This window comes from Streptomyces anandii JCM 4720 (assembly GCF_014650655.1).
In the GTDB taxonomy this organism is placed as follows: domain Bacteria; phylum Actinomycetota; class Actinomycetes; order Streptomycetales; family Streptomycetaceae; genus Streptomyces; species Streptomyces anandii.
Map to the genome: position 1 here is coordinate 233317 of NZ_BMVJ01000005.1, position 3406 is coordinate 236722.

Consider the following 3406-nt stretch of genomic DNA (forward strand, 5'->3'; position numbering starts at 1 on the left):
GACGCCGTACTGGAGCCGGGCGACATCCTGGTCACGGTCTGCACGGACCCCAGCTGGTCGCCCCTGTTCGTCGGCATCGCGGGCCTGGTCACGGAGGTGGGCGGCCTGATGACGCACGGCGCGGTGATCGCCCGGGAGTACGGTCTGCCTGCAGTGGTGGGGGTGGAACAGGCCACCCGGCGCATCCGCGACGGGCAGCGGATCCGCGTGCACGGGACCGACGGGTACGTCGAGATGCTCTCCTGACCGACCGACCGACCACAATTCCGGGCGCCGTAGGGGATCCGTCTCCTATGATGCCCGGGTGAAGAACCTCCTCACTCGTGGATTGGGGGAATCGTCCGCGCAAGGTGAGTGCTGATGGCACATCACAACGCGACGGAGATTCCGGCCCACCTGTCGATGTGGCAGCGCGTGCGTGCGTACGCCGTGCCACCCTCCATGATCGAGACCGCGACCGCGCGGCGTGCCGTCGGTGACTGGGCGGGGGCCTGCGCCGCCGCCCGGATCAACGTCGATCTCGATCTGCGCGCCGTGCGCGACCGCCACGGCACCGATCTCGTGACCCGCCTCCGTGCCGATCTGCGCCGGCTGGCACCGGATCTGCTGCGCTGGCACATGCCCCGGATCGCCCCGGACGGGCGGCTCCGGCCCGGCCTGACCATCTGCCTCGCGACGTACGGCAGTTCGGGCGCCGTACCGCTGCGACTGGTGGTGCGGACCCCGCCGGCCGGGGCGGACGGCGGGCAGTGGATGTCCCTGGCCCTGTGGGAGGGGTCCGGGACCGATCCGGGCGGGCAGCGCCAGGTGCGCACGGCCCCGCACCCGCACCCGTATCCCGACCGGCGCTTCCGGCTCGACCTGCACCGGCATCTGTGGGACGCCCGCCGCAGCGGCGAGCTGGCGTGGCGATGCGGTGCGGGCGGGGAAGCGACCCCTGGCGTCCACGATTCCCCGTGGGCGGTGGAACGGTGGGCCGCAGAGGCGGAGTTGCTGTTGCGGGCCGAGGGCCGCAGCCCCCGCGGGGCCTTCGCGGTACGGCTCGGTGCGCGCAGCCGGGCCGTGCTCGAACTCGTCGCCCCCGACGACAGCCATGTCCCGGCCTTCCGGCGGCTGGTCCGGGTTTCGCCCCCGCAGCAGACCGCGGCGCTTCCGGTGCTGCCGGAGGCGGCGGCCCGGGTCCTGCCGGATCTGCGACTTCTGCGGGCCGGGCTGGTCACGGCCGGACGGCTGCACCCGCTCGTCGCCGCGGCACTGGCGGCCTCCGGCTCGGTGGCGGGGGGCGCCCCGGCCTCGATGGCCGGTCCCGCCCCCGAGCCTGGCGACCCGCACCAGGTGGAATGCCGGGGCGAGGTCCACCGGATCGCGCTGCGCGACGGGGTGCTGACGGCCGTCGATCACGACCCGGACCAACTGCGCCGGGAGGAACTCCTGTTGGAGCTCGGCGGGCCGCCGCTTCCGTGCCTCCGGGCGATCGACGCCATCCACCGCACCCCGGAGGCGCTGCCCGCCGTACGGGAGCGACTGGCCCATGGTGACGTGGCGGGGGCGCTGGCGCTGGTCGAGGGGCTGCTCGGTCCCGGCGCGGTGCTGCGCGACGGACCGCTGCGGACGGAGCTGGAGGCGGCCGTGGCCCGCCGTTTCGACCACGGACTCTTCCGCTCGGGGCTCGTCACCACGCACCCGGCAGCCGGCAGCGCTCCCGGCGGGGGGCACGCGGACGCGGGCCGCCGTCCCCGGCTCGACCGCGGTACGCCGCACGACATGAGCCGCAAGCGGAGCAGCCGCGCGCGGCCTCGCACCGGCATGCACCGCTGACCAACTCCCCCTCGGCTCATGCCCGTTCCCTCCCCGCGCAGCGCAGCACGCGTTGTGCCCCCTTCTCTCCGTAACAGGTGATGCCCATGACTTCCCCCGCCCTCCTGCCCACCGACAACCAACTCTCCATAGCCGACGACCTTCTGACTCGTCTGCGGACGACGACCACCGAACCGCGCCCCGACGAGCAGCTCGAGGCTCTGACGCTGGCCGTCGCGGCCGACCTGCCCGTGCTGCTCTGGGGCGAGCCGGGCATCGGCAAGACCGCGGCCCTGACACAGCTCGCCGCCACCCTGGACCTGCCGCTGACCACCGTGATCGCCAGCGTCCACGAGCCGTCCGACTTCTCGGGGCTGCCCATCGTGGGCGACGATCCCGCGGTGCGGGGAGTGCCGATGGCGCCACCGCAGTGGGCCGTGGAACTCGTGCGGGCCGGACGAGGGCTGCTCTTCCTCGACGAACTCTCCACCGCCACCCCGGCGGTGCAGGCCGCCCTGCTCCGGGTGGTCCTGGAGCGGAGGGTCGGTGCGCTCCAACTGCCGCCGGGAGTACGGATCGTGGCCGCCGCCAATCCACGCGCCTCGGCGGCGGACGGGTGGGAGCTGAGCCCGCCGCTGGCCAACCGGTTCGTGCATCTGCACTGGGTGCACGACCGCGATGTGGTGGTGCGCGGGCTGGGCGGCATCTGGCCCCGTGCCCAACTGCCGCGGCTGGTGTCCGAACGACTGCCGGAGGCGGTGGCCTTCGCCCGACGCGCGGTCTGCGGCTTCCTGGAAGTGCGGCCCACGCTGATCCACCGTCTGCCGACGACCGAGGCCCGGCGCGGCAGCGCCTGGCCCTCGCCCCGGAGCTGGGAGGCCGCGTTGACCCTGCTGGCGTTCGGCACGGCGGCCTCCGTCTCCCGGGAGGTACTGGCGCTGCTGGTACGGGGCGCGGTGGGGGACGGGCCGGGACTCGAACTCCTCGCCCACCTGGACCGCATGGACCTGCCGGACCCGGAGTCGCTGCTGGCCGACCCGCCCCTCGCGGAGCTGCCCGCCCGGGGCGATCTGCGTCAGGCGGCGCTGGAGGCGGTGGTGGCCGCCGTCGGGGCACGGCCGGAACGGGAGAGGTGGGAGGCCGGCTGGGCGGTGCTGGTGCGGGCGCTGGAGACGGGTGCCCCCGACCTGCTCGTCGGCCCGGCGACCGCGCTGGCGGCGCTGCGGCGCGACGACTGGGAGGTGCCGGAGGCGGTGGAGCGGCTGGCCGGGGTGGTCGGTCTCGCCCGGCGGGCGGACCGGTCGGTGGAGCGGGTCGCGGCCGCGGCCGGTTCCGGTCGTACGACAGGAGCGCACCGGCCGACGGGGACGCACCGATGACGGGGACGGCCGAGCGGCCGGTGCCGCTCCCACGCCCTCGCCCGGACGAGCCGGGCGCACGCCCTCGCCCGGTGCCGCGTCCGCTGCCCCGACCGGCGCCTCCGCGTCCGGCCGGGGCCGCCGGGCCGGGGCCGTCGGCAGGCTCCGGCGAGTCGCCCGTACATGCCGAACTCCGCCTGGACATGGAGAAGTTGCTGGCCGCCCGGCTGCACGCGGTCAAGGTCCGTCCC

At 75.2% G+C, this 3406-nt stretch carries 3 protein-coding genes; all 3 read left to right on the top strand.

The window, feature by feature from the left end:
* Positions 1-246, top strand: a 246-nt coding sequence (locus IE249_RS37020) for a PEP-utilizing enzyme (RefSeq protein ID WP_229858203.1), incomplete at its 5' end; no start/stop codon positions are given.
* Between the two features lie 114 nt (positions 247-360).
* On the top strand, positions 361-1818 hold the full coding sequence (locus tag IE249_RS11875) for a hypothetical protein (RefSeq protein WP_189704744.1): 1458 nt from the start codon (positions 361-363) through the stop codon (positions 1816-1818).
* A gap of 80 nt (positions 1819-1898) precedes the next feature.
* Positions 1899-3176 carry an AAA family ATPase gene (locus IE249_RS11880; protein ID WP_229858205.1) on the top strand — a complete coding sequence of 426 codons (1278 nt, stop codon included), beginning with the start codon at positions 1899-1901 and terminating at the stop codon, positions 3174-3176.
* Positions 3177-3406 lie beyond the last annotated feature (230 nt).

Excerpts from the sequence above, each read along its gene's own strand:
- IE249_RS11875 (WP_189704744.1), top strand. The coding sequence starts at position 361 with ATGGCACATCACAACGCGACGGAGATTCCGGCCCACCTGTCGATGTGG.
- IE249_RS11880 (WP_229858205.1), top strand. The coding sequence starts at position 1,899 with ATGCCCATGACTTCCCCCGCCCTCCTGCCCACCGACAACCAACTCTCC.